17 protein-coding genes are annotated in these 24026 nt (G+C 71.7%); 10 read left to right on the forward strand and 7 right to left on the reverse strand.

The window, feature by feature from the left end; translation table 11 throughout:
• Positions 1-25 precede the first annotated feature (25 nt).
• The 3 genes from QTI20_RS04745 to QTI20_RS04755 are packed head-to-tail and all read left to right on the forward strand — an operon-like array spanning position 26 to position 3871.
• Positions 26-661: a (2Fe-2S)-binding protein gene (locus QTI20_RS04745; protein WP_286549762.1), complete on the forward strand. Its 636-nt coding sequence runs from the start codon at positions 26-28 to the stop codon at positions 659-661.
• Positions 654-1649: an FAD binding domain-containing protein gene (locus QTI20_RS04750; RefSeq protein WP_286549760.1), complete on the forward strand. Its 996-nt coding sequence runs from the start codon at positions 654-656 to the stop codon at positions 1647-1649. Before QTI20_RS04745 ends, QTI20_RS04750 begins: the two co-directional genes overlap by 8 nt.
• Before the next feature lie 2 nt (positions 1650-1651).
• Positions 1652-3871: a xanthine dehydrogenase family protein molybdopterin-binding subunit gene (locus QTI20_RS04755; RefSeq protein WP_286549758.1), complete on the forward strand. Its 2220-nt coding sequence runs from the start codon at positions 1652-1654 to the stop codon at positions 3869-3871.
• Positions 3872-3889: 18 nt separating this feature from the next.
• Here the strand turns inward: QTI20_RS04755 and QTI20_RS04760 are convergent, their stop codons facing one another.
• Both QTI20_RS04760 and QTI20_RS04765 read right to left on the reverse strand, forming a co-directional pair.
• Positions 3890-4543, reverse strand: coding sequence for an IclR family transcriptional regulator (locus tag QTI20_RS04760; protein ID WP_286549757.1), 654 nt, complete (start codon positions 4541-4543; stop codon positions 3890-3892).
• A gap of 16 nt (positions 4544-4559) precedes the next feature.
• The gene (locus tag QTI20_RS04765) at positions 4560-5903 is read right to left on the reverse strand and encodes a substrate-binding domain-containing protein (protein WP_286549754.1); all 1344 of its coding nucleotides are present in this window, start codon (positions 5901-5903) and stop codon (positions 4560-4562) included.
• 189 nt (positions 5904-6092) lie between these two features.
• Here QTI20_RS04765 and QTI20_RS04770 point away from each other — a divergent pair, with 189 nt between their 5' ends.
• From QTI20_RS04770 to QTI20_RS04795, 6 genes are all read left to right on the forward strand, one after another.
• Positions 6093-7478 (forward strand): NAD-dependent succinate-semialdehyde dehydrogenase, encoded by a 1386-nt coding sequence (locus QTI20_RS04770; protein ID WP_286549752.1) that lies wholly within the window; start codon positions 6093-6095, stop codon positions 7476-7478.
• The gene (locus tag QTI20_RS04775) at positions 7475-8998 is read left to right on the forward strand and encodes a sugar ABC transporter ATP-binding protein (protein ID WP_286549750.1); all 1524 of its coding nucleotides are present in this window, start codon (positions 7475-7477) and stop codon (positions 8996-8998) included. Before QTI20_RS04770 ends, QTI20_RS04775 begins: the two co-directional genes overlap by 4 nt.
• Complete coding sequence (locus QTI20_RS04780) at positions 8995-9960, forward strand: ABC transporter permease (protein ID WP_286549748.1); 966 nt, start codon at positions 8995-8997, stop codon at positions 9958-9960. Before QTI20_RS04775 ends, QTI20_RS04780 begins: the two co-directional genes overlap by 4 nt.
• Positions 9957-10901: an ABC transporter permease gene (locus QTI20_RS04785; RefSeq protein WP_286549747.1), complete on the forward strand. Its 945-nt coding sequence runs from the start codon at positions 9957-9959 to the stop codon at positions 10899-10901. Before QTI20_RS04780 ends, QTI20_RS04785 begins: the two co-directional genes overlap by 4 nt.
• 79 nt (positions 10902-10980) lie before the next feature.
• Entirely contained in the window at positions 10981-12141 is a 1161-nt protein-coding gene (locus QTI20_RS04790) for an ABC transporter substrate-binding protein (RefSeq protein ID WP_286549746.1), read from the forward strand.
• Positions 12141-13868: a GMC family oxidoreductase gene (locus QTI20_RS04795; RefSeq protein ID WP_286549744.1), complete on the forward strand. Its 1728-nt coding sequence runs from the start codon at positions 12141-12143 to the stop codon at positions 13866-13868. The genes QTI20_RS04790 and QTI20_RS04795 overlap by 1 nt, the downstream gene beginning before the upstream one ends.
• Positions 13869-13874: 6 nt before the next feature.
• Here the strand turns inward: QTI20_RS04795 and QTI20_RS04800 are convergent, their stop codons facing one another.
• The 3 genes from QTI20_RS04800 to QTI20_RS04810 form a co-directional block, all read right to left on the reverse strand.
• Complete coding sequence (locus QTI20_RS04800; protein WP_286549741.1) at positions 13875-15287, reverse strand: GTPase/DUF3482 domain-containing protein; 1413 nt, start codon at positions 15285-15287, stop codon at positions 13875-13877.
• A 2-nt stretch (positions 15288-15289) separates the two neighbouring features.
• Entirely contained in the window at positions 15290-16687 is a 1398-nt protein-coding gene (locus tag QTI20_RS04805) for a DUF2868 domain-containing protein (protein ID WP_286549739.1), read from the reverse strand.
• 142 nt (positions 16688-16829) lie between these two features.
• Positions 16830-17015 carry a hypothetical protein gene (locus QTI20_RS04810; RefSeq protein ID WP_286549737.1) on the reverse strand — a complete coding sequence of 62 codons (186 nt, stop codon included), beginning with the start codon at positions 17013-17015 and terminating at the stop codon, positions 16830-16832.
• A 243-nt stretch (positions 17016-17258) separates the two neighbouring features.
• Here QTI20_RS04810 and QTI20_RS04815 point away from each other — a divergent pair, with 243 nt between their 5' ends.
• Complete coding sequence (locus QTI20_RS04815; protein WP_286549735.1) at positions 17259-19412, forward strand: LamG-like jellyroll fold domain-containing protein; 2154 nt, start codon at positions 17259-17261, stop codon at positions 19410-19412.
• 29 nt (positions 19413-19441) lie between these two features.
• Here the strand turns inward: QTI20_RS04815 and QTI20_RS04820 are convergent, their stop codons facing one another.
• Both QTI20_RS04820 and QTI20_RS04825 read right to left on the reverse strand, forming a co-directional pair.
• Positions 19442-21271, reverse strand: a complete 1830-nt coding sequence (locus tag QTI20_RS04820; protein WP_286549734.1) for an ABC transporter ATP-binding protein — start codon at positions 21269-21271, stop codon at positions 19442-19444.
• A gap of 87 nt (positions 21272-21358) precedes the next feature.
• Entirely contained in the window at positions 21359-24019 is a 2661-nt protein-coding gene (locus tag QTI20_RS04825; RefSeq protein ID WP_286549733.1) for a hybrid sensor histidine kinase/response regulator, read from the reverse strand.
• Positions 24020-24026: the final 7 nt, after the last annotated feature.

Here is a 24026-nt window from a genome sequence, read left to right on the forward strand (position 1 = left end):
TGCCGCATCCACCCCCGAGGCCCCGATGAACCATCCCTCCACACCGCCGCCGGCAGCGCCCCAGCTGAACCGGCGCACCTTCATGATGAGCACCGCGGCCGGTGCCGGCGTGGCCGTGACCCGCCATGCCGCCGCGGCGCCGGATGCGCCACCGACCGCTCATGCCGGAACGCAGCCCACGCAGGTCAGCGTCAACGGCCAGCCGCACGCGCTGATGCTGGAGCCGCGCGCCTCGCTGCTCGATGTGCTGCGCGAGCAGCTGGGTCTGACCGGCGCCAAGAAGGGCTGCGACCACGGCCAGTGCGGCGCCTGCACGGTCCACCTCGACGGGCGGCGCGTGGCCTCCTGCCTCACGCTGGCCGTCAAGGCCGACGGCTGCGCCGTCACCACCATCGAAGGCATCGCGGCGGCCGACGGCACGCTGCATCCGATGCAGCAGTCCTTCGTCGACCACGACGCGCTGCAATGCGGCTACTGCACGCCGGGCCAGGTGATGGCGGCCATCGCCTGCGTGCGCGAAGGCCATGCCACCAGCGACGCGCAGATCCGCGAGTCCATGAGCGGCAACCTCTGCCGCTGCGGCGCCTATGCGGGCATCCTCGAGGCGATCCGCGAAGCCGCGCCGCAGATGCTGCGCCGGGAGGGCCCGCGCCATGCGTGACTTCGCCTACCTCCGCCCGCGCAGCACCGGGGAAGCGGTGCAGCTGTTCGCCCGCCAGCCGACCGGTGCGCGCTACTTCGCGGGCGGCACCACGCTGTTCGACCTGATGAAGCTGGGCGTGGAAGCGCCGGCCACGGTGATCGACGTCACGCGCATCGAGGGGCTGGCGAACATCGATGCGAGCGAGCGCGGCGAGCTGCGCATCGGCGCGCTCGCGGCCATGAGCGAGGTGGCCGAGCACGCCGTGGTGCTGCGCGAATTCCCGGCCCTGTCGGAGTCGCTCTGGAAGGCCGCCTCGCAGCAGCTGCGCAACATGGCGACCGTCGGCGGCAACCTGCTGCAGCGCACGCGCTGCGCCTACTTCCGCGGCAGCCCCGAGTTCGCCTGCAACAAGCGCCAGCCCGGCAGCGGCTGCGCGGCCCTCGGCGGGCAGAACCGCGGCCATGCGGTGCTGGGCGGCAGCGAGGCCTGCGTGGCGGTCTATCCCGGCGACATGGCGGTCGCGCTCACGGCCTTCGATGCGGTGGTCGACACGCTGAGCCCGCGCGGCGAGCGCACGGTGCCGGTGCGCGAGCTGCACCGCGCGCCGGGTGCCACGCCGCACCTCGAGACCGTGCTGGCGGCCGACGAACTGATCGTGCGCATCCGCATCCCGCGCGGCCCCGTGGGCCGGGCCTCGACGTACCACAAGGTCCGCGACCGCGAGTCCTATGCCTTCGCGCTGGCCTCGGCCGCGGTGGCCGTGCAGCTGCAGGGCCAGCGCGTGGCCGATGCGCGCATCGCGCTGGGCGGCGTGGCCACGCGGCCCTGGCGCGCCACCGAGGCCGAGCGCAGCCTGCGCGGGCTGCCGCTCACGCGCGCGGCTGCACGGCGCGCGGCCGAGCTGGCCTTCGCGGGTGCGCAGCCGCTGGAACACAACGCGTTCAAGGTGGCGCTGGGCATCGAGACCGTGACCGACGCGCTCATGCTGGCCAAGGACAGGAGCTGACGATGGCAACGACGATCAAGAACACCCCGCGCGCCGGCACCGAGCGCGTCGACGCGCACGACAAGGTGCGCGGCGTCACGCGCTACGCGGCCGACGATGCGCGAGCCGGGCTGCTGCATGCGGCGCTGGTGCCTTCGCGCATCGCGCGCGGCCGCATCGCCGGCATCGACACGGCGGCCGCGCAGCGCGTGCGCGGCGTGCGCGCGGTGCTCACGCACGAGAACGTCGGCGCCTTCGACAGCGGCGGCTTCCTGATGGGCGGTGGCTTCGGCTTCCAGAGCGTCTATCCGCTGCGCTCGGCACAGATCGCCTACCGCGGCCAGAGCGTCGCGATGGTGGTGGCCGACACGCTCGAGGCCGCGCGCGAGGCGGCCGCGCTGGTGGCGGTGGCCTACGAGGCCGCGCCCTTCGTCGCCACGCTCGACGCGCCCGACGCCGAGCCGCTGGCGCAGACCGCGGTGCTGCCGCAGCCGATGTTCGCCGACCGCCGCGTGGGCGACCCCGAGGGCGCGCTGGCCGGCGCGGCCGTGACGGTGGACCTGCGCTACACGCTGCCCGCCCAGCACCAGAACCCCATGGAGATCATCGCCACCGTGGCCGAGTGGGACGGCGAGGGCGTGCTCACGGTCCACGAGCCCACGCAGAACGCCGAGGGCGTGCGGCACGGCGTCGCGAAGCAGCTGGGCCTCGATGCCGCCCGGGTGCGCGTGCTGTCGCCCTCGCTGGGCGGCGGCTTCGGCCAGAAGAACTCGCTGCAGTCGCACACCGCGCTGGTGGCGATCGCGGCGCGCACGCTGGGGCGTCCGGTCAAGCTGGTGATGACGCGCGCGCAGCTGTTCCACAACGCCAGCTTCCGCCCGGCCAGCCGGCACCGCGTGCGGCTGGGCGCCGACCGGAATGGCCGCTTGCTCGCGGCCATCCACGAGATCGACCAGCAGACCTCGCGCCACGACCTGTTCCCCTCGATGGGCACCGAGATCACGTCGCGGCTCTACGGCATCCAGAACTTCCTCGGCCAGGAGCGGCTGGTCCGCACCGACGTGCAGACGCCGGGCTACATGCGCGCACCCTTCGAACATCCCGCGGCCTTCGCCTTCGAGAGCGCGATCGACGAGATGGCCTATGCGCTCGACCGCGACCCGGTGGCCCTGCGGCTGGCCAACGACGCCGCGGCCGACCCGCTGACGGGCAAGCCCTTCTCCTCGCGCCACGTGGCCGAGTGCCTGGTGAAGGGCAGCGAGATGTTCGGCTGGGCCCGCCGCACGATGGCGCCGGGCTCGATGCGCGCGCCGGACGGCAGCCAGGTCGGCTGGGGCGTGGCCATCGGCACCTACAAGGCCGCCATGGCGCCGGCCATCGCCACCGTGCGCCTGCGCAGCAACGGCACCGTGCGGGTGGCGGTCGGCGGCCACGAGATGGGGCAGGGCATGCGCACCGCCATCGCGGTGACGGTGGCGCGCGCGCTGGGCGCGCCGGTGGCCGCGGTCGAGATCCTGCTGGGCGACACCACCGCCGCGCCGCAGCACCTGACGGCCGGCTCCTGGGGCACGGCCACCGCCCTGCCGCCGGTGCAGGAGGCCGCGCAGCGGCTGATGGACGACCTGCGGCAGCACGCGGGCGCCGCGGCCGGCGAAGCGGGCGTCACGGCGCTGGCCTTGCTGCGTGCCTCGGGCCGGCCCTTCGCCGAGGCCGAGAGCCGCCGGCGCGCGCCGGGCCAGCCCGAGCAGGTCTTCGGCCGGCTGACCGGCGGCCTGCCCGCGGCCGCCGGGCCGGTGTACCCGGACTTCGTGGGCTTCAGCTTCATCGCGCATTTCGTCGAGGTGCGCATCGAGCCCACCACGCGCCGCATCCGCGTGCCGCGCGTGGTCAGCGTGGCCGACTGCGGCATCGTCGCCAGCCCGCGCACCGCGCGCAGCCAGGTCGAGGGCGGCGTGGTCTGGGGCATCGGCGCCGCGCTGCGCGAGGTCAGCGAGGTCGATCCGCGCTACGGCGGCTTCCTCAACGCCGACCTGGCCGAGTACGTGCTGCCGGTGGCGGCCGACATCGGCCGCATCGAGGTCGACTTCGTGGGCAAGCCCGACACGCGGCTCAACGCGCTGGGCGTCAAGGGCCTGGGCGAGGTGGCGATGGTGGGCGTGGCGCCGGCCATCGTCAACGCGGTGTTCCATGCGACCGGCAAGCGCCTGCGGCGGCTGCCGTTGATGCTCGAAGACCTGCTGTAGCCCTGCGCCGTCGCCTCACTACCCCGGCGAATCGAAGAAGGCCTTGAGTTCGAGCAGTTTGCGCGCGATGTGCGCCGCGTCGCGGAAGTCGCCCTCGGGCCGCGCCACGCCCACCGCCAGCGTGGCGGGGTGCGCGCTGGAACTCGAGCGCGCGAGCTGCAGCGCCATCAGGTTCACCAGCCCGCCATGGTCGCCGTACTGCGCGTTGGTGGCCAGCGTGAGCTCGAACACGCCGGGCCGCGTCAGCTCCGAGGGCGGGGGCGCGGTCGCATAGCGGTAGGTCTGGAAGGACTGCACCACCAGGTGCCCGGGGTTGAAGCCCATGGCCACGGTGCCCACCGTCAGGATCTCGGCCATGCTGGCCATGAACACCGTCTCGCCCGACTGGTCGCGCAGGTGGCGCACCAGCGGCGCCAGGCGCTGCGCCGCCACCTGGAAGCCCAGTGCATCGAGCGCCATCTGCTGCGGCCGGATGCCCACCAGCAGGTAGCCGCTCTCGTCGCGCGCCAGGCAGGACAGGCGTTCCAGCTCCGTCACCGTGAGGTAGGTCGAGCTCACCGGCAGCTTGAGCCGCACCGCGATCTCGTAGGCCGTGCGCACCTGCTCGCGCGACACCAGCGCGAGGATGTCGCGAAAGCGCGTGACGGCTTCGGTGGCCCAGGCGGTGGACATCAGGCCGGCCCCGCGTTCACACGAAGAAGGGCTTGCGCCCGTTCGTCGTGGTGCTGCTGGGAATCCAGCCCGAGGCGTGCACGTATTCGTCCTCGCGGTCCCAGCGCACCTTCTCTTCGGCGAACAGGTCGGCCTTGACCGAGGCGGTCTCGTGGCCGCGCGAGATCACGATCTCGAGGTTGGCCTCGACGCGGCGCGGCACCTGGCGGCCGAACAGCGTGTCGAGCGCGGTCTGGAAGCTCAGCGCGCCCATGGCCGCGGGGTAGTCGACGCCGCACAGCGGGATCTTATGGTGGAAGGCCAGCTTGTACATCAGGTTGACCTCGCCGCCGGTGTGCGGCGGGATGGTGCCGCGCTTGTAGCCGGCCTCGGTGAAGGCGCGCAGCGATCCCACGCCCTGCAGGCCCGAGTCGCACCACACGCCGTCGAACTTCGTGCCCTCGGCCAGGTGGCGCTGCACGATCGCATGGCCCAGGCTGGCCTCCCAGTTGGTGAACTCGATCGCCACCACCTCGATGTCCGGATGCAGGCCCAGGATCTCCATCGCGGCCTGCAGCCGCAGCCGGCAGGGGCTGGCGTCCTCGCGGCCGCAGAGCATCAGGATGCGGCCGCGGCCGCCCAGGTGCTCGACCAGCCACAGCGCGCTCATGCGGCCGACGAGCACGTCCGACGCCGTCACGAAGGACACCATGTCCTCGGGCTCGCCGCAGAGGCGGTCGACGCCGATCACCGGGATGCCCTCGGCGCCGAGCCCGCGCACCGCGGCCAGCAATTCGGGGTGGTCGCTGGCGGCCGCGCTGAGGATGCACAGGTCCATGCGCTCCGCGCGCATCTCGGCCAGCTGTTCGATCTGGCGGCGCGGGTCGTCCCTGGCGTCGCGCACCATCACGCGCGAGACCACGTCGCGCTGGCGCTGTGCCGCGGCCATCAGGCTGCGCGCCATGGCCACGCGCCAGGGACTGGAGCTCGAGGCGTTGGCGAAGCCGATCACGAAGGGCGGCTCGCGCCGGAAGCGCGTGGTCGACACCAGGTCGAGCAGGTTCGGGTTCCATTGCGCCATGCGCGGCATGCCGCGGCCGCTGGCGTCGGGGTAGTGGCGCACGCCGCCCGAGATGCTCGGGTCGCCCGCAGGTGCCAGGGCCCGCAGCGGCGCGAAGAAGAAGGCCGCGGCCGCCGGGCCCAGCGCCAGCATGCCGCGCGCCGGCCGCTGCAGGAAGCCCTCGTCGACCAGCGCGTTGACCAGCTTGTAGCCCGTGGACTGCGGGATGCCGCTGCGCGCGAGCAGCGTGGCCAGCGGCAGCTCCGCCTGGCCCTCGCCGAAGCTGGACAGGAGGTTGGCGATGCGCTCGAAGCTTTGCATGGTGGGCCTGACTTTAGCCAAGCGAATCTTCCATGGGCCCGGGTTTTCTCCCTATGTGGAATAGAAAGCTCGGGGCTAACCCTATTTTTCTCTTCGGTTGGAACAAGCGCTGCGGATAGGCGTTGAGAGCGCAGGGGCCACTGGGAACACTACGCATCCCCTGAACACCGCCCCGAGCGACCCGATCCCATGGCCATTCCCACCGACATCCAGCCCGCCGTCTTCCAATCGCACAACCCCGCCACCGGCGCACTGATCGAGTCCGCCACCGGCCATGGTTCGGCCGAGATCGAAGCCCGCGTCGCACAGTCCCACGCCACCTGGAAGCGCTGGTCGCTCACGCCCATGGCCGAGCGCAGCGCCATGCTGCACCGCCTGGCCGAGCTGCTCGAGCAGCGCGCCGAAACCTACGGTCGCCTCATCACCACCGAGATGGGCAAGCCCATCGGCGAAGCCATCGCCGAGGTGAAGAAGGCCGCCCTGGGCGCGCGCCACTTCGCCGACCAGGGCCCGGCCTACCTGGCGCCCGAGCCCATCGAGGGCATGAACGCCCGGGTGGTCTACGAATCGCTGGGCCCGGTGTTCGCGGTCATGCCCTGGAACCTGCCCTTCTGGCAGGTGCTGCGCTTCTTCATCCCCACCGCGCTGGCGGGCAACACCGTGCTGGTCAAGCATGCCGAGACGGTGCAGGGCTGTGCGCGTGCACTCGAACAGCTGGTGCTCGACGCCGGCGCGCCGCCCGGCCTGTACCTGAACCTGGCGATCCGCCGCGGCGCGGTGGCCGCGGTGGTGGCCGACCCGCGCGTGCGCAGCGTGACCGTCACCGGCAGCACGCAGGCCGGCCGCGCGGTCGCGGCCGAAGCCGGCGCCCATGGCAAGAAAGCCGTGCTCGAACTGGGCGGCTCCGACCCCTTCATCGTCTGCGAGGACGCGGACTTCGAGCGCGCAGTGCAGCTGGCCGTGACGTCGCGTTTCTCGAACAACGCACAGAGCTGCATCGCGGCCAAGCGCTTCTTCATTCACGAGGCCATCGCCGAGAAGTTCCAGGCCGCCTTCGTCGCACGCGCCTCGGCCCTGCGCATGGGCGACCCGCTGCAGCCCGAGACGCAACTGGGCCCGCTCGCGCGCGCCGACCTGCGCGAGAGCGTGCATGCGCAGGTGCAGGCCGCATTGGCACAAGGCGGCACGCTGCTGTGCGGCGGACAGCCCGGCGAGGGCCCGGGCCATTTCTATCCGCCGACCGTGATCGCGGGCCTGTCGCACGACGCGCCCATCGTGCAGGAAGAGATCTTCGGCCCGGTGGCCTTGCTGTTCAGCTTCAAGACCGACGAAGAAGCGATCGCGCTGGCGAACGCCACCGAGTTCGGCCTGGGCGCGACGATCTGGAGCCGCGACCTCGAACGCGCGCACCGGCTGGCTTCGGCCGTGGAAGCCGGCGCGGTGTTCATCAACGACTTCGTGCGTTCGGACCCGCGGGCGTCCTTCGGCGGCGTCAAGGGCTCGGGCTTCGGCCGCGAACTCGGCGCGCTGGGCGCGCGCGAGCTGACCAACGCCAAGCTGGTCTACGTGGGGTGAGCGCTCCACACGACAACGCGCCGCGGCTGGAGATGCGCGCGATCCGCAAGGTCTTCGGCGCCGTCACCGTGCTGCGCGAGGTGAGCCTGCAGTGCCGCGCCGGCCAGGTGCATGCGATCTGCGGCGAGAACGGGGCGGGCAAGTCCACGCTGATGAAGGTGCTGGGCGGCATCCATGCGCCCGATGGCGGCGAGATCCGGATCGACGGCCAGGCCGTGCGCTTCGGCCATCCGTCGGAGGCGCGCCGTGCCGGCATCGCGATCATCCACCAGGAGCTCGCGCTGCTGCCGCACCGCACGGTGGCGCAGAACATCTTCCTGGGCCACGAGCCCGCGCGCTGGGGCGTGATCGACACGCAGGCGATGAACGCCGGCGCCGAGGCGGCCCTGCGCCGTGTCGGCTGCCGCATCGATCCGCGCACCGAATGCGGCCGGCTCTCGGTGGCCGAGCAGCAGATGGTCGAGATCGCCAAGGCGGTGTCGCTGGATGCGCGCATCCTGGTGCTCGACGAACCCACGGCCGCGCTCGACGACGTCGAGTCGCAGAAGCTCTTCGACCTGATCGCCGAACTGCGCCGCGCGGGCGTGGCCATGCTCTACATCTCGCACCGCATGGCCGAGGTGATGGCATTGGCCGACGACATCTCGGTCATCAAGGACGGCCAGCGGATGGCCACGCTGCCCGCCGCCGAGGCCACGGTCGACCGCATCGTGCGGCTGATGGTGGGGCGCGAGCTCAGCGACTTCTATCCGCCCGCGGCCGCGCAGCCGCCGGGTGCCGAGGTGCTGGCGGTCGAGCAGGGCGGCAACGACCGGCTGCACGGCATCGACCTGCGCCTGCATGCCGGCGAGATCGTGGGCGTCGCGGGACTGGAAGCCTCGGGCAAGGTCGAGCTGGCGCGCGCGCTCTACGGCGAGCGCCGCTTCACCCGCGGCACGGTGCGCGCCTGGGACGGCAAGGGCGCGGCCCGCAGCCCGCGCGAGGCGGCGCAACGCGGCATCGGCTACCTGCCCGACGACCGCAAGCGCGAGGGCCTGGGCCTGCAGCAGTCGCTGCGCGACAACGCGGCGCTCACGCTGCGCGCGCTGGCCGGGCCTTTCGCGGGCGCTGCGAGCGCGCAACGATCCCGCAGCCGCATCGATGCGCTGCTGAACAAGGTGGAGGTGCGCGCTGCCGATTTCGAGATGCCGGTGGGCGCGCTGTCGGGCGGCAACCAGCAGAAGGTGATGGTCGCCCGCTGGATGGCGCGCGAGCCGCGCCTGTGGATCGTCTGCGAACCCACGCGCGGCATCGACGTGGGCGCCAAGGCCACCGTCTACCGGCTGCTGCGCGACTACGCCGACGCGGGCGGCGCGGTGCTGGTGGTGTCCTCGGACGTGGCCGAGATCATCGGCCTGTGCGACCGCATCTGCGTGATGGCGCTGGGGCGCATCGTGGCGCAGCTGCCGCGTGGTGCGTCCGAAGAAGCCGTGATCGCGCAAGCCGTGCGGCACGACGTGGCCGAAGAGGTGCCGGCATGAGCGCGCAACCGCATTTCGCGCGCCGCCACCTGATCCCGATCACGCTGGTCGCGATCTCGGCCTGCGTCTACGTCGGCACCGCGATCGCGACCGGCCAGCATGCGCAGCTCACGCTGGCGGGCGTGATGGGCCTGGTGCAGCGCATGGTCGCGCTGGGCCTGGTGGCGCTGGGCCAGAACTTCGTGATCCTGGCCGGCTCGATCGACCTGTCGGTGGCCAACCTGATCAGCGTGAGCGCGGTGCTCGCGTCGTACTTCATGCAGGGCGACACCGGTGCCATCGGCTATGCGGTGGTGGGCGTGCTCGGCGTGGCCGCCGCGGTCGGCGTGGTCAACGGCCTGCTGGTCGCGCGGCTGGGCGTGAGCCCGCTGATCGCGACGCTGGGCGTGGGCCTGGTGCTGCAGGGCGTGCTCACCGTGGCCTTCACTTCGCTGCAGGGCCAGGTGCCCAAGGCCTACCAGGCGCTGGCCTATGGCAGCGTGGCCGGCGTGCCGATCGCGGTGCTGGTGCTGGGGGCGGTCGCGGTGGCGGCGGCCCTGGCGCTCACGCGCACGGTGGCGGGCGCGCACCTGTTCGCGGTGGGCGGCAACGCCGACAGCGCGCGGCTCGCGGGCATCCGCACCTCGCGCGTGACCATCGGCGCGCATGCGGTGGCGGGCCTGATGTCCGGCCTGGCCGGGCTTTACCTCGCGAGCTGGCTGGGGGCGGGCACGCCCTGGGTCGGCCGCGACGGCGGCTACGACCTCGACTCGATCGCGGCCGTGGTCATCGGCGGCACCCTGCTGGCCGGCGGGCGCGGCAGCATCGCCGGAACCATGGCGGGCGTGTTCGTGTTCGCGACCATCGACGCGGTGTTCAACATGCTGCAGATCGACGCCTTCCTGAGCCAGGTGCTGCGCGGGCTGATCGTGGTCATGGCGGTCGGGGTCTACACCTTCCGCAACAAGGGGCATGTGGCATGAAGCGGCTTCGGAAAATCAATCCGGCGCTGGTGCTGCTGCTGGTGCTGTTGGCCACGATGGTGTGCATGAGCCCGCTCTACCAGACGGCGCCGGGCTTCATGAGCTTCCTGCAGCGCGCGGCACCGCTGGTGATCCTGACCTGCGGCGCGTCCTTCGTGCTGATCGCCGGCGGCTTCGACCTGTCCTCGGGCGCGCTGATCACGCTGGTGGTGATCGGCTGCGCGCTGATCACCAACGGCGATGCCTCGATGACCTGGACCGCGGTCGCGGCGGTCTACGGCATGGGCCTGGCGGTGGGGCTGCTCAACGGCCTGATCGTCACCCAGCTCAAGGTGCCCTCGATCATCGCGACGCTGGGCGGGCTGCTGTCGATCAAGGGCCTCGCCATGGTCTGGTCGGGCGGGGCGCCTTCGGGCTATCTGCCGCAGAACCTGCGCTACCTGGGCCGCGGCGTGCTGCGCGACGTGCCCATCACCGGCACGCTGCCCATCGCGGTGATCGTGCTGGTGGGCTTCGTCGCGCTGTACTACTGGCTGATGCATCGCACCAACTTCGGCCGGCTGGTGCTGATGATCGGCGACAACCCGGTGGCGGCCGAGCTCGCGGGCGCGCCGGTGCGGCGGGTGCGGGTGGCGGCCTTCGTGCTGTCTTCGCTGTCGGCCGTCACGGCGGGCATCCTGCTGGGCGGTTTCTCCGGCGTGTCGGTCGATGTCGGCACGGGCTACGACCTGCAGGCCATCGCCGCGGCCGTGATCGGCGGCGTGGTGCTGCTGGGCGGGCGTGGCTCGATCCCGGGCGCCTGCATCGGCGCGCTCACGCTCTACACGCTGTTCACCGTGCTCAACCTGCTGGGCTTCTCCGAGCCGCTGCGGGTGGCGGTGCAGGGGCTGATCCTGATCGGCGCCGCGGCGCTCACGGCCTGGCGCCACCAGCGCCGCTAGCACGGAGGCCTCGCATGCAGTGAACACGACGCCACTTTTTCCATCCCGTTCCCACAACAGATCCACAGGAGACAAGCTCATGAATTTCACCCCCTCCCTCCGGCAGCCGGCGCTGCGCTGCGGCGCCCTGGTGCTCGCGCTCGCCGCCCCTGCGGGCGCCTTCGCGCAGGTCGCCAACGTCAACGTCGACCAGGAGATGCAGGCGCAGGCCCAGCTCATGGCCGCCAAGCCCGAAGGCCCGGCCGACCAGCCCTGGCTGCAGCACATCGGCGGCAAGAACATCGACACCGCCAAGTACAAGAAGAAGGGCCCCTACACGCTGTGCTTCTCGAACGCCAGCGTGAGCAACCCCTGGCGCGTGGTCGGCTGGAACACCATGCAGGCCGAGGTCGAGCTCAACAAGGCCGACATCAAGGGCTTCGAATACGCCGACGCGCAAGGCAAGGACGAGAAGCAGATCTCCGACATCCGCTCGCTGGTGAACAGCGGCAAGTGCGATGCGCTGATCGTCTCGCCCAACACCTCGGCCGCGCTCACGCCGGCGGTGGAGGAGGCCTGCAAGAAGCTGCCGGTCGTGACCTTCGACCGCTCGGTCAACAGCCTGTGCCCGGTGACGGCCGTGCGCTCGGTCGGCGGCTACGCCTGGGGCAAGGTCGGTGCCGACTTCATCGCGGCCAACGCGCCCAAGGGCGGCAAGGTGCTGGTACTGCGCACCGCGCCGGGCGTGGACCTGTTCGAGACCCGCTGGGCCGCGGCCAGGAAGGTGTTCGACGACGCCGGCCTCAAGGTGGTGGGCAACGAGTTCGTGGGCGGCGACCGCGCCAAGACCAAGGCCACCGTGGCCGACTACCTGAGCCGCAGCGGCAAGATCGATGCGGTGTGGGTCGACCTGGGTGCCGTGTCGGTGGCCGTGGCCGAGGCCTTCGAGGACGCGGGCCAGCCGTACCCGGTCATCACCGGCGAAGACCAGCAGGACTACCTGCAGGCCTGGAAGAAGAACGGCTTCAAGGGCATCGCGCCGACCTACCCGGCCTACCAGTGGCGCACCGCGGTGATCGCCGCGCTCAAGACCCTCAAGGGCGAACCGCTGCCGGGCCCGACCTGGGTGCTGCCGCAGCCGAGCATCACCGCCAAGGAGCTGCCGCTGTACGTCAACGAGAAGCTGCCACCGCTGCACTACTCGATGTGCGGCTGCGAGAAGATGCCGGGCTACCCGCAGCGCTGGGGCGGCAAGCAGTGATGGCCCGGAAGATCGACTACCTGATCCTGGGCGGCGGCACCGCGGGCTGCGCGCTCGCGGCGCGGCTGTCGGAGAGCGCGGACAAGCAGGTGCTGCTGGTGGAGGCCGGTCGCGACCTGCGGCCCGATGCCATGAGCGACAGCATCCGCAGCCGCTACCCCGGCCTGGCCTACCTCGACAAGCAGAACCTCTGGACCGCACTGGTCGCCACCGTGAGCGGCGCGCCCACGCGCCAGCCCCAGCGCACGCCGCGCGGCTACGAGCAGGCGCGCGTGCTGGGCGGCGGCTCGGCCATCAATGCGATGGTGGCCAACCGCGGCGCGCCCGACGACTACGACGAATGGGCGCGGCTGGGCGCCGAAGGCTGGAGCGGCGCGGTCGCGCTGCAGTACTTCCGCAAGCTGGAGCGCGACTGCGACTTCGACGACAAGTACCACGGCCAGACCGGGCCGATCCCGGTGCGCCGGCTCGCGCCGGGCAGCGTGTCGCCCTTCGTGCAGGCGGTGTGCCGCTCGCTCAGGCTGCGCGGCCATCCGCAGTACCCGGACCAGAACGGCGAATGGAAGGACGGCGTGTTCCCGGCCGCGATCGCCACCAGCGACGAGGGCCAGCGCGTGCCCGCCTCGATCGTCTACCTGACGCCCGAGGTGCGTGCGCGCCAGAACCTGCGCATCCTCACCGACACCCAGGTGCAGCGCCTGCTGTTCGACGGCGGCCGCGTGATCGGCGCCGAGGCCGGCGGCCAGCCGCTGCACGCGGCGCAGACCATCGTCTGCATGGGCGGCATCCATTCGGCCGCGCTGCTGCTGCGCAGCGGCATCGGCCCGGCGGCCGACCTGGAGGCGCTGGGCATCACGGTGAAGGCCGACCGCCCCGGCGTGGGCGCCAACCTCATGGAGCACCCGCTGACGGCCGTCTCGACCTACCTGCCGCCCGCCTCGCGCATGAAGGACCTGGCCGAGCACCACGACCAGGCGCTGCTGCGCTACACCTCCAAGAGCATCCCCGACGCACCCGCGGGCGACATGCACGTGGCCATCATCGGCCGCACCGCCTGGCATGCGATCGGGCAGCGCATGGGCACCATGCTGGTGTGGGTCAACAAGTCCTACTCGCGCGGCACCGTCAAGCTGCGCTCGGCCGATCCGAACGAGGAGCCGGCGGTGGACTTCAGGCTGCTGTCCGACCCGCGCGACCTGGCGCGGCTCAAGGAGGGCTTCACGGTCGCGGCCAAGGCGCTGGCCGACGCGAACCTCGACGGCGTGCGCGGCACGGTGTTTCCCACCAGCTACTCGGAGCGCGTGCGCCGGGTCTCGGCACCCGGTGCCTGGAACGCGTTCCAGATGGCGACGCTGTCCTTCGTGCTCGACTGGGCCGGGCCGCTGCGCGGCGCGATCGTGCACGGGCTGATCACGTTGGGCGTGCGCATCGACGACCTGCTGGCCGACGACGCCAAGCTCACCGAGTTCGTCGGCAACGGCGTGGCGGGCGTGTGGCATGCCTCGGGCACCTGCAAGATGGGCGCGGCCGACGACCCGATGGCCGTGACCGACGGCGCGGGCCGGGTGCACGGTGTGGAGGGGCTGCGGGTGTGCGACTCGTCGATCATGCCGTCGATCCCGCGCGCCAACACCAACATGCCGACCCTGATGCTCACCGAGCGGATCGCGGACCTGATCAAGGCCGAGGCGGCGCGCTTCGCGGTGGGCGACCGGCGCGCGGCCTGAGCGGCTTCAGCGGGCCGCGAAGGCGCGCTGCAGGGCCTGCGCGAGCGTGCCCACCAGCGCCTCGCGCTGCGGCGAGGCGCGGCGGAAGTGGTGCACCACGCCGCCGCGCGCTTCCCATTCCGGATGGTTGCGTGCCGGCTGCACCGCGCGCACCGCATCGGCCGCCGCGCGCGTGGGCGCATCGCCGTCCTTCGCTGCCTCGGTGTCGATGCGCTGCGTGGCCGCATGGCCGCGCCGCTCCAATGCCTGCGTGAGCTGCAGCTGCCAGGCGGCCAGCGCGAACAGCACCTTGTCTTCCACCGTGAGCTCGTGCAGGTCGCGCAGCTTGTTGGCGAGCTTGCGGCCCAGCGGGCCCCAGCCCTGGGAGACCGCGCCGCCGATGGCGCCGCCCAGCGCAGCGCCCGCGCCCAGCGAGAGGCCGGCCAGCGCAAGGTCGGCCACCACGCCCACGGCCACGCCGACCGCCGCCCCCTTGCCCAGGCGCAGGCTCGCGTCCTTGAGCGCCTCGGGGCTGAAGAAATCCATCGACCAGCGGCCTTCGAGCAGCGGCAGCGCGGCCTCGGCCGCATCGCCTTCGCGGAAGCCGTAGAGCGCCAGCAGGTCGGAGGTGCAGCGCTGCGCCTTGGCCGACACCGCCTGCTGCAGGGCCGCGACCTGCGGTGCGCGGCGCGCCGCGTCCTCGAACTCGGCCGCGGGCAACGTGCGGCGCGTGGCGGCCACGTCGACCAGCAGTTCGGCGATGCGCGCGGCGGCGTCGCTGCGGCGCTGGGCGAACTCGGCGTCGAGCGAGGCGATCACCTCCTGCAGCTGCGCGCGGCGTTCGCGCAGCAGCGTGACCAGGTCCTGGTAGAGGTCGTGCTCGGCACCGACGAAGGGCGCGGCCGCATCGAAGCGCACCACCGCATGCATGCCATAGGCCGCGAGCAGCGTGCGCCATTCGTCTTCGCGCGCGGCGGCGTCGCGCACGAAGTTGAGCACCGGCAGCACCGGCCGCGCGCAGGAGCGCAGCAGCTCGATCTCGTCGCGGTACTTGGGCAGCACCGGTTCGCGCGCGTCGATCACGAGGAAGGCGGCATCGACCTCGAGCAGCGTGCGCAGCACCTTGGCCTCCTGCTCGAAGCTGCCGTGCGCCTCCGGGCCCTCGAGAAAACGGCGGATGCGCTCGGGCGGCGTGGGTGCGTCGCCGAGTTGCGCGATGTGCTCGCGCAGGCTCACCGCGTCTTCCAGCCCGGGCGTGTCGAAGAACTGCACGGCCGCGCGCTCGCGCACCTTGAGTTCGATGCGCTCCACATGGCGCGTGGTGCCGGGCCGCGCCGACACCTCGCCGAAGTCGACGCGCCGGGTCAGCGTGCGCAGCAGCGAGGTCTTGCCGGCGTTGGTGTGGCCGACCACGGCGATGCGGATGGCGGGGTCTTGCATGCTCATCCTCCCGCCAGCGCATCGCCGAGCCGCGCATGGACGGCGATGCGCTCGAGGCCACAGTCCCGCAGCCAGTCGCGCCAGCGCTGCACACCGGTCTCGGGCAGCGCAGCGCCGCCGTCCTCGGCCAGCAGCCAGAGACCGCAGTCGCCGCAGTGCGCGAGCAGCTCGCGCAGCAGGCGTTCGGTGCCGCGGTCGGGGCTGGCGGCCGCGCGACAGGCCAGCAGCAGGGCGCGCGGCCGCAGCTGCGCGGCGGTGTCGAGCAAGGTGCGCCGGGCCTCGGCGCTGCCGTCGATGCGCAGCGCCCGCGCATCGGCGGGCAGGCCGGCCGGCGGCCAGGCGACGTCGGGCGGCAGTTCGAAGCCGACGCCGAGCAGCGCGTCGCCGGTGTCGAGCGGGCGCGCGGGAGCTGCCGGGTGTTCGGCGCCGGGGTCGGCATCGACGATGGCGCGCGGCGCCAGCGCCTCGAAGCGCGCGGCCAGCCGGCGGTGGCAGGGCGCGTCGAGCGCGGGTTGCAGGCCGCGCTTGCGCCATTGCCACATCGCGGCGCTCAGCAGCAGGAGCAGCACGCGCGGCAGCAGCCCGTAGACCACGATGCAGCCGGTGAGCCACAGGGCCCAGCTGCGCTGGCCGGCAGCGTCGGCCATGCCGCCCGGTGCCAGCACGACGCCGGCGTCGGGGGTGGCGAAGCCGAACACCGCGGGCAGGCGGCCCAGCCATTGCACCGCCTGCAGGAAGAACTGCGGGTCGAGGATGGTGGTCTCCCAGTTCAGCGTGTAGCGGTGGAAGGCCATCGCGAAGAGCAGGGCGGCCAGCACGACCAGGAAGGACAGCGTCCAGATGCCATGGCTCACCAGCCCCAGCGCCCAGGGCAGCAGCCGGGCGCGCGCCAGCAGCCGGGTGGCGGCGCGCAGCAGCACCGGGGCCTGGCCCTGGCGCCCGCCCGCGACGCGCGCCGTGAGCGTCATCCAGAGCCAGCCGAAGGACAGGCGCGGCGCGCGCAGGGGCAGCAGCAGGCCGAGCAGCCAGGCCAGCAGCGTGAGCAGGTGCAGGCCCAGCAGGCTGACCAGCGCCGCCATGATGTTGATGCGCCGCTCGGCGCCGCCGACCACGCTGCCCGCCAGGCCCAGGCCCGCGAGCACGATGGCCAGCACCAGGCCCAGGCCGATCCAGGGCGCCCATTGGCGGGCGCGTGCGAGTTCGTGTTGGAGGCCGAGACGCTGGCCCAGCAGCTGCGCGCGCAGCGCGATCCGGCCGGGCAGGTCCGTCCGCCGGGCCATGGCTTCGCGCATGGCGGCCGCATCGTCGAGCGGGCCGGCCTCCTCGATCAGCTGGACGGCTTCGGTGATCAGCGCATTCGGCGGCGGCGTGGCGGCGGTCGGGCGCGATGCGATGTTCAACGGCGTTTCTCGGTTCTTCTTCGGCACCGGCGCAAGGGGCCGGCAGGGTGCGGGAAATTATGCCGTGCGCACCAACGCGAAGGGGCCGCGAACGGCCCCTTCGGATGGCCGGCCTTGCGGCCGGCGCTTTGGTTTGCCGGGTTCAGCGCAGGCCGAAGAACGACAGCACAGCAACCACGACCACGACCAGACCGACGATGTAGATGATGGAATTCACGCGAGGGCTCCTCTTTGTTGACAACACCGACAGCCTCGCACCGGGGCGTTTTTTTCCTGTCGGCGGCTGGCGGCGTGTGCTGTAGGACGCACCGAGCTTCGTGCGGGGCATGCCGACGCTTCGCCGCGCCCCCGTCCTGTGCAGCCCGATGCGGAGCCGGGCGGCCGATGCGATTGCCGCCGGGCGCGCCTGTGATCGACGCCGCAAGTCAGTCTCCGCTCAGGTTGCGCGCGGCCCGTGGCGCGCGCCCGGTGGGTTGCGGTGCCGGCCCGCAACGCAAGCGTCACGCACGCGTAACCGACGTGACACCGCGCGTGCCTATGCTCGGCAGCCCCTCCGCTCCTGTTTCTTCCCATGTCCCAGTTCAACGATTCGCACGATCTTTCCTCGGCCTCGTCCGACGCGCCCTCCGAGGCTGCGCGGTCCGTCGGCGAAGGTCCGGCGCGTCGACAGATCCTCAAGCTCGGTGCCGGCCTGCTGGCCGTGACCGGCGGTTCCCTGCTGGCCGCCTGCGGTGGCGGCAACAACGATGCCGCGGCCACGCCCGCGCCCCCCGCGCCGGCGCCCGCACCCGCGCCGGCCCCCGGCCCGGCACCGGCGCCCGCGCCGATCTCCAGCTTCGCGCTCGCCGTGATGCCCGACACGCAGTTCTACGCCCGCTATGCGACCTCGGCCGAAGGCAGCGAGTACATGACCCGCTTCGGCAACGAGCCCTTCTCGGCCCAGACGGGCTGGATCGTGGCCAACGCCAAGGCGCTGAACATCCCCTTCACCATCCACCTGGGCGACGTGGTCGACCAGGTCGGCAAGCCGGACCAGTGGAAGGTGGCGGACGCCGCGATGAAGCTGCTCGAGGCCGCCAAGCAGCCCTACAGCGTGCTGGCCGGCAACCACGACGTGCTGCGGGACATCGACTTCGGCGTCGATCCCGTCGACGGGACCGAAGCCAACCGCAACCTGGCCAACGAGCCCTACCTGCAATGGTTCGGCAAGACGCGCGCCGCGGCACAGTCGACCTTCCGCGGACGCGACCCGAGCGGCTTCCACGAGTACCACGTGTTCGAGGCGCAGGGCCAGAAGTTCATGGTGCTGTCGCTGTCGTGGCGCATCTCCGACGCGGGCATCGTCTGGGCGCGCCAGGTGATCGCGGCCAACCCGACGCTGCCGGTGATCCTGGCCAACCACCAGCTGCTCAACATCGCCGCCGACGGCGTGAGCCCGCTGGAAACCGGCTACGGCCTGATGCTCTGGGAGAAGCTGATCCGCGACAACGACCAGATCTTCATGACGCTCAACGGCCACCACCATGGCGCGGCGCACCTCACGAAGACCAACGACTACGGCCATGCGGTCGAGGAGATGGTGGTGGACTACCAGATGGCCTACCAGGGCGGCAACGGCCTGATGCGGCTCTACGAGTTCGACCTGACGAACAAGAAGATCAAGGTGCTGTCCTTCTCGCCCTGGGTGCCGCAGAAGCCGGCCGCGACGCTGACCGCCTTCGACCAGGCCGTGCTGACCACGCCCAACGAGGAGTTCAGCATCGACATGGACTTCAGCCAGCGCTTCGGCGGCTTCAACAAGTCCTTCGGCGTCGGCGAAGCGACCGTCGCCAGCTCGCTGGTGGCGCAGGCCAAGGCCATGCTGCTCAAGAACTACGTCGAGCCCGTGGTCGCGACGCCGCGCCCGGCCGCCAATGCCGACGACTATCCCAAGGTCGCGAACACGCTGGCCCACTGGCGTTTCTTCGGCGGCACGGCGAACCAGGCGGTGCCGGTGGGCGCGGTGATCGCCGACGTGACCGGCGCCAATCCGCTGCACCGCGATGCGCTCAACCAGGGCGGCATCCAGAGCGCCCAGGCCGGCGACATCGTGTGGAGCGACGACCGCCATTTCTTGTCGGCCGCGCCGGGCTCGGTGCGCTTCCTCAACACCGACAAGAATGTGCCTCGCCTGAGCTACTTCCTCACCGATGCCGCCGCGCCCCTCAATGCGCAGACGCTCGAGAACGGCTACACGGTCGAGGCCTTCATCAAGATCGACCCGAGCTGGACCAGCGGCAAGCAGGCCTGGATGAACATCATGACGCGCGACGGCATCCGCGGCCAGCTGCCGGGCTGGAACGGCGACGACGGCGAATCGCCGCCGATGCTGTTCGCGATCTCCAGCCTGCGCGAGGTGCAGTGGGAAGTGGTGCCCACGCAGGGTTCGCGCACCGGCCGCACCAACTGGTCGGGCGAGATCATCGCGGGCGGCTGGGTGCACATCGCGATCGTCAACGACCCGGCCACGCACAACACCACGATGTACGTCGAGGGCGCGCCGGTGCTGCGCAACGCCGGCAACGTGCAGGGCCTGTCGACCCTGTCGGCCAGCTCGCCCTGGGTGGTCGGCGGCGGCTCGTGGAACGGCGCGCGCGCCGACGGTTTCTTCGGCAACATCGGCGAGGTGCGCGTGGTCGCGGCGGCGCTGAAGTCCTCGCAGTGGCTCACCGCACGCGCAAGCTGAGGCGCGCCGGCGAGCGGTTCAGGACCTGATCACTGCTCGCCCAGGAAACCGCCGCTCTGGTGCGCCCAGAGGCGGGCATAGAGCCCGCCCTGGGCCAGCAGGGTGGCGTGGTCGCCTTCTTCGACCACCTTGCCTTCGTCGAGCACGATCAGCCGGTCCATGGCGGCGATGGTCGAGAGCCGGTGCGCGATCGCGATCACGGTCTTGCCCTCCATCAAGCGGTACAGGCTGGCCTGGATCGCGGCCTCGACCTCGGAGTCGAGCGCGCTGGTGGCTTCGTCGAGCAGCAGGATCGGCGCGTCCTTGAGCATCACGCGCGCGATCGCGATGCGCTGGCGCTGGCCGCCCGAGAGCTTGACGCCGCGCTCGCCCACATGCGCCTCGTAGCCGCTGCGGCCCTTGGCGTCGCCCAGCGAGTCGATGAAGGCCTGCGCCTCGGCGCGTTCGGCGGCTTCGCGGATCTCGTCGTGCGGCGCATCGGGGCGGCCGTAGGCGATGTTGTCGGCCACCGAGCGGTGCAGCAGCGAGGTGTCCTGCGTGACCATGCCGATGTGCTTGCGCAGCGAATCCTGCGTGACCTGCGCGATGTCCTGCCCGTCGATCAGGATGCGGCCGCCGTCCAGGTCATGGAAGCGCAGCAGCAGGTTCACCAGCGTCGACTTGCCCGCGCCCGAGCGGCCCACCAGGCCGATCTTCTCGCCGGGGCGCACCGTCAGCGTCATGTCGTCGATCACGTTCGGGCGGCCTTCGCCGTAGCGGAAGCTCGCATGCTCGAAACGCACCTCGCCGCGCGGCACCACCAGGGCCGGCGCGGCCGGCGCGTCGACCACGGTGCGCGGGCGCGACAGCGTCTTCATGCCGTCCTGCACCGTGCCGATGTTCTCGAACAGGCTGGTCATCTCCCACATGATCCAGTGCGACATGCCCTGCAGCCGCAGCGCCATCGCGGTGGCCGCGGCCACCGTGCCCACACCGACCACGCCGCGCGACCACAGCCACAGCGCCATGCCCGCCATGCCGGCGGTGAGCGCCATGCTCAGCGTGTGGTTGACGATCTCGAAGGCGCTCACCAGCCGCATCTGGGCATGGCCCGTGGCCTGGAACTCCTGCATGGCCGAGCGCGCGAAGCCGGCCTCGCGCTGGGTGTGCGAGAACAGCTTGACGGTGGCGATGTTGGTGTAGGCGTCGGTGATGCGCCCGGTCATGAGCGCGCGCGCATCGGCCTGCGCCTTGCCGATCTTGCCCAGCCGCGGCACGAACCACGCGAGCTGCGCCACATAGAGCAGCAGCCAGACGACGAAGGGCACCATCAGTGTGGTGTCGAGCACCGCCGCCAGCACGATCAGCGTGGCGACGTAGACGCCCATGGCGACCAGCACGTCGGCCAGCACGAAGATGGTGTCGCGCACCGCCAGGGCGGTCTGCATCACCTTGGCCGTGATGCGGCCGGCGAACTCGTCCTGGTAGAAGGCCATGCTCTGGCCCAGCATCAGCCGGTGGAAGTTCCAGCGCAGCCGCATCGGCAGGTTGATGGCCAGCGTCTGGTGCTTGACGATGGTCTGCAGGCCCACCACCACGATGCTCGCGACCAGGGCCGCGGCCAGCCAGATCAGCGTGGTGCCGCGGTCTTCCCAGAGGCGTGCCGGGACCTGGCCGCCGAGCCAGTCGACGATCCGGCCCAGCATGGCGAACAGCAGGGCCTCGAAGGCCGACATGACCGCGGTGAGCCCCGCCATCGCCGCGATCTTGCCGCGCGTGCCCTGGGTGCAGGCCCAGAGGAAGGCGAAGAAGCCATTGGGCGGCGGCACGGGTTCGGCGGCGGGGTAGGGCTGGAGAAGTCTTTCGAAGAAACGGAACAAGGCGGGCGGTCTTTCAAGTGGAAAAAGGCGCCAGGCGCCTTTTCGAGAGGGCTCCACTGTAGCGGGCGCGCGGCGCCCCTGTCGGTGTCAGGACTTTGGCGCCACCATCTGCCGCACCCGGCGGGCGAGCGCATCCAGCGTGAAGGGTTTGGTCATGATCTCCATGCCCGGATCGAGGTGGCCGTTGCCCACCACCGCGTTCTCGGCATAGCCGGTGATGAACAGCACCTTGAGCTCGGGACGCGAGGCCCGCGCCGCGTCGGCCAGCTGGCGGCCGTTCATGCCGCCGGGCAGGCCGACGTCGGTGATCAGCAGGTCGATGGCCGTGCTCGACTGCAGCACCGCCAGGCCGGCCGCGCCTTCCTCGGCCTCGAGCGTGCGGTAGCCAAGTTCGCCCAGCACCTCGGTCACCAGCGAGCGCACCGAGGGCTCGTCGTCGACCACCAGCACCAGGCCCGCGCCGGGCACCTCGGTGGCATCGAAGGGCGCGGGCGCTTCGTAGGGCGCCTCGGCTTCGTGGTGGCGCGGCAGGTACACGCACACGGTGGTGCCCATGCCGACTTCCGAATAGACCCGCACCTGGCCGCCCGACTGGCGCGCGAAGCCATAGACCATCGACAGGCCCAGGCCGGTGCCCATGCCGATGGGCTTGGTGGTGAAGAAGGGCTCGAACACCCGCCGCGCCACCTCGGGCGGCATGCCGGTGCCGGTGTCGGTCACGCACAGCGAGACGTACTGGCCGGTGGGCAGGTCGCGGTCGCGCGCGGCCCGCTCGTCCATCCACTGGTTGGCCGTCTCGATCGTCAGGCGCCCGCCGCCGGGCATCGCGTCGCGCGCGTTGAGGCAGAGGTTGAGCAGCGCGTTCTCCAACTGCGGCGGATCGACGCGCGTGATCCACAGGCCCACCGCCCCGACCACTTCGAGCCGGTTCTCCGGGCCGATGGTGCGGCGGATCAGTTCCTCCATGCCGCGGATCAGCCGGTTGATGTCGGTGGCCTTGGGGTCCAGCGTTTGGCGCCGCGAGAAGGCCAGCAGCCGGTGCGTGAGCGCGGCCGCGCGCTTGGCCGCGCCCTGGCCGGTGTGGATGTAGCGCTCGAAGTCCTCGTAGCGGCCCTGGCGCAGCCGGCGCTGCATGAGCTCGAGGCTGCCGGTGATGCCCGACAGCAGGTTGTTGAAGTCGTGCGCCAGCCCGCCGGTGAGCTGGCCCACCGCTTCCATCTTCTGCGCCTGGCGCAGCGCATCCTGCGCGGCCTCGCGCTCCTGCGATTCCTCGCGCAGCCGGGCCAGTGCGCTCTCGACCTCGTGCGTGCGCTCGGCGATGCGGGCCTCGAGGCTGTCGTTGAGCGCGCGCAGCGCGTTGCCGGCCTCCACCTTGTCGGTCACGTCGACGCCCTCGGCGAAGATGCCGGTGGCGGTGCCGTGGGCGTCGAGGATGGGCTGGTAGACGAAGTCGAGGTAGCGCTCGGTCAGCGCCGCGCCCGGCGCGCGCTGCAGCGCGATGCGCAGGCCCTGGCCGACGAAGGGCACGCCGCTGCGGTAGACCTCGTCGAGCCGTTCGTAGAAGCCCTGTCCCGTGAGTTCGGGCAGGGCTTCGCGCACCGGCTTGCCCTCGACCGCGCGGTGGCCGATGAGCTGCTGGTAGGAGCTGTTGACCAGTTCGAAGACATGCTCGGGCCCGCGCAGTACGCACATGAAGCCCGGCGCCTGCTGGAACAGGTCGCGCAGGCGGTCGCGCTCGGCGGTGCGTTCGGCCAGCGCTTCGGCGTTGGCCAGGCTGGGCGCGATCTGGCCCGACAGCAGCTGGACGAAGCTCATCGTGTCGTGGCTGCCCGGTGCATAGGGACTGGCGCCGCACACCAGGAAGCCGGCCGCGCGGGCCGTGCCCTGGGGCGGCAGCGACACCACGAAGGCCGAGGGCGCGGGCCGGTCCCAGGGGCCGTGCGGGATGTCGCCGGCGCCGTCGAGGGGCTGCACGAAGGCGGTCTCGCCGGCCACGAGCCGGTCCAGCGCCCAGGGCTCGGCGGCGTCGCGCGCCAGCGAGCGCGGCGCCAGCCGATGGCCGGGCGCGATGCCGGTGGCGCAGGCCAGTTGCGCGGCGCCCGTGCCGTCGAACAGGTACATCAGCGCGAAGGGCAGGTCGCGTTCGGCCTGGGCGAGCGCGTCGCGGGTGCTGCGCACCACCGCCTCGCGCGTGTCGCTGGCCGCGAGCCTGGCACCGAGTTCGCGCAGCGCGCGCAGCCGGCGTTCGCTGATCACGCGGCCCGTGTCTTCGGACACCGCGCAGAACAGGCCCTCGACCTGGCCGCCCGCGCCCAGCAGCGGGCTGTAGGAAAAGGCGTGGTAGGTCTCTTCGGGATAGCCGGAGCGCTCCAGCAGCAGCATCAGCGCATCGTCCCAGGTCGACTCGCCCTTGTCGTAGACCGTGCGGATGCGGCCTTCGACGTCCTTCCAGATTTCCGACCACAGCACCCGCGTCGGCATGCCGAGCGCGCGCGGGTGCTTGAGGCCCAGCGTGGGCCGGTAGGCATCGTTGTAGAAGAAGGCGACGTCGGGGCCCCAGCCCAGCCACATCTGGAAGCGCGAGGTCAGCAGGATGCGCAACGCCACCTTGAGCGCGTCGGGCCACTGCGCGGGTGGCCCGAGCGGCGTGGCGGCCCAGTCGTGCCCGCGCATGCGCTGGGCCATCTCGCTGTCACCGACAAAGATGTCGGCGTTCAGCGCCGATCCGGAATTTGTCGGGTGCTTCATTGGCCGA

Origin of the sequence: Variovorax sp. J2P1-31 (assembly GCF_030317215.1) — a bacterium.
Taxonomy (GTDB): domain Bacteria; phylum Pseudomonadota; class Gammaproteobacteria; order Burkholderiales; family Burkholderiaceae_C; genus Variovorax.

Excerpts from the sequence above, each read along its gene's own strand:
- QTI20_RS04765 (WP_286549754.1), bottom strand. The coding sequence starts at position 5,903 with ATGCAAAGCTTCGAGCGCATCGCCAACCTCCTGTCCAGCTTCGGCGAG.
- QTI20_RS04750 (WP_286549760.1), top strand. The coding sequence starts at position 654 with ATGCGTGACTTCGCCTACCTCCGCCCGCGCAGCACCGGGGAAGCGGTG.
- QTI20_RS04800 (WP_286549741.1), bottom strand. The coding sequence starts at position 15,287 with ATGCAAGACCCCGCCATCCGCATCGCCGTGGTCGGCCACACCAACGCC.
- QTI20_RS04780 (WP_286549748.1), top strand. The coding sequence starts at position 8,995 with ATGAGCGCGCAACCGCATTTCGCGCGCCGCCACCTGATCCCGATCACG.
- QTI20_RS04760 (WP_286549757.1), bottom strand. The coding sequence starts at position 4,543 with ATGTCCACCGCCTGGGCCACCGAAGCCGTCACGCGCTTTCGCGACATC.
- QTI20_RS04825 (WP_286549733.1), bottom strand. The coding sequence starts at position 24,019 with ATGAAGCACCCGACAAATTCCGGATCGGCGCTGAACGCCGACATCTTT.
- QTI20_RS04770 (WP_286549752.1), top strand. The coding sequence starts at position 6,093 with ATGGCCATTCCCACCGACATCCAGCCCGCCGTCTTCCAATCGCACAAC.
- QTI20_RS04755 (WP_286549758.1), top strand. The coding sequence starts at position 1,652 with ATGGCAACGACGATCAAGAACACCCCGCGCGCCGGCACCGAGCGCGTC.
- QTI20_RS04785 (WP_286549747.1), top strand. The coding sequence starts at position 9,957 with ATGAAGCGGCTTCGGAAAATCAATCCGGCGCTGGTGCTGCTGCTGGTG.
- QTI20_RS04790 (WP_286549746.1), top strand. The coding sequence starts at position 10,981 with ATGAATTTCACCCCCTCCCTCCGGCAGCCGGCGCTGCGCTGCGGCGCC.
- QTI20_RS04795 (WP_286549744.1), top strand. The coding sequence starts at position 12,141 with ATGGCCCGGAAGATCGACTACCTGATCCTGGGCGGCGGCACCGCGGGC.
- QTI20_RS04745 (WP_286549762.1), top strand. The coding sequence starts at position 26 with ATGAACCATCCCTCCACACCGCCGCCGGCAGCGCCCCAGCTGAACCGG.
- QTI20_RS04810 (WP_286549737.1), bottom strand. The coding sequence starts at position 17,015 with ATGCCCCGCACGAAGCTCGGTGCGTCCTACAGCACACGCCGCCAGCCG.
- QTI20_RS04815 (WP_286549735.1), top strand. The coding sequence starts at position 17,259 with ATGTCCCAGTTCAACGATTCGCACGATCTTTCCTCGGCCTCGTCCGAC.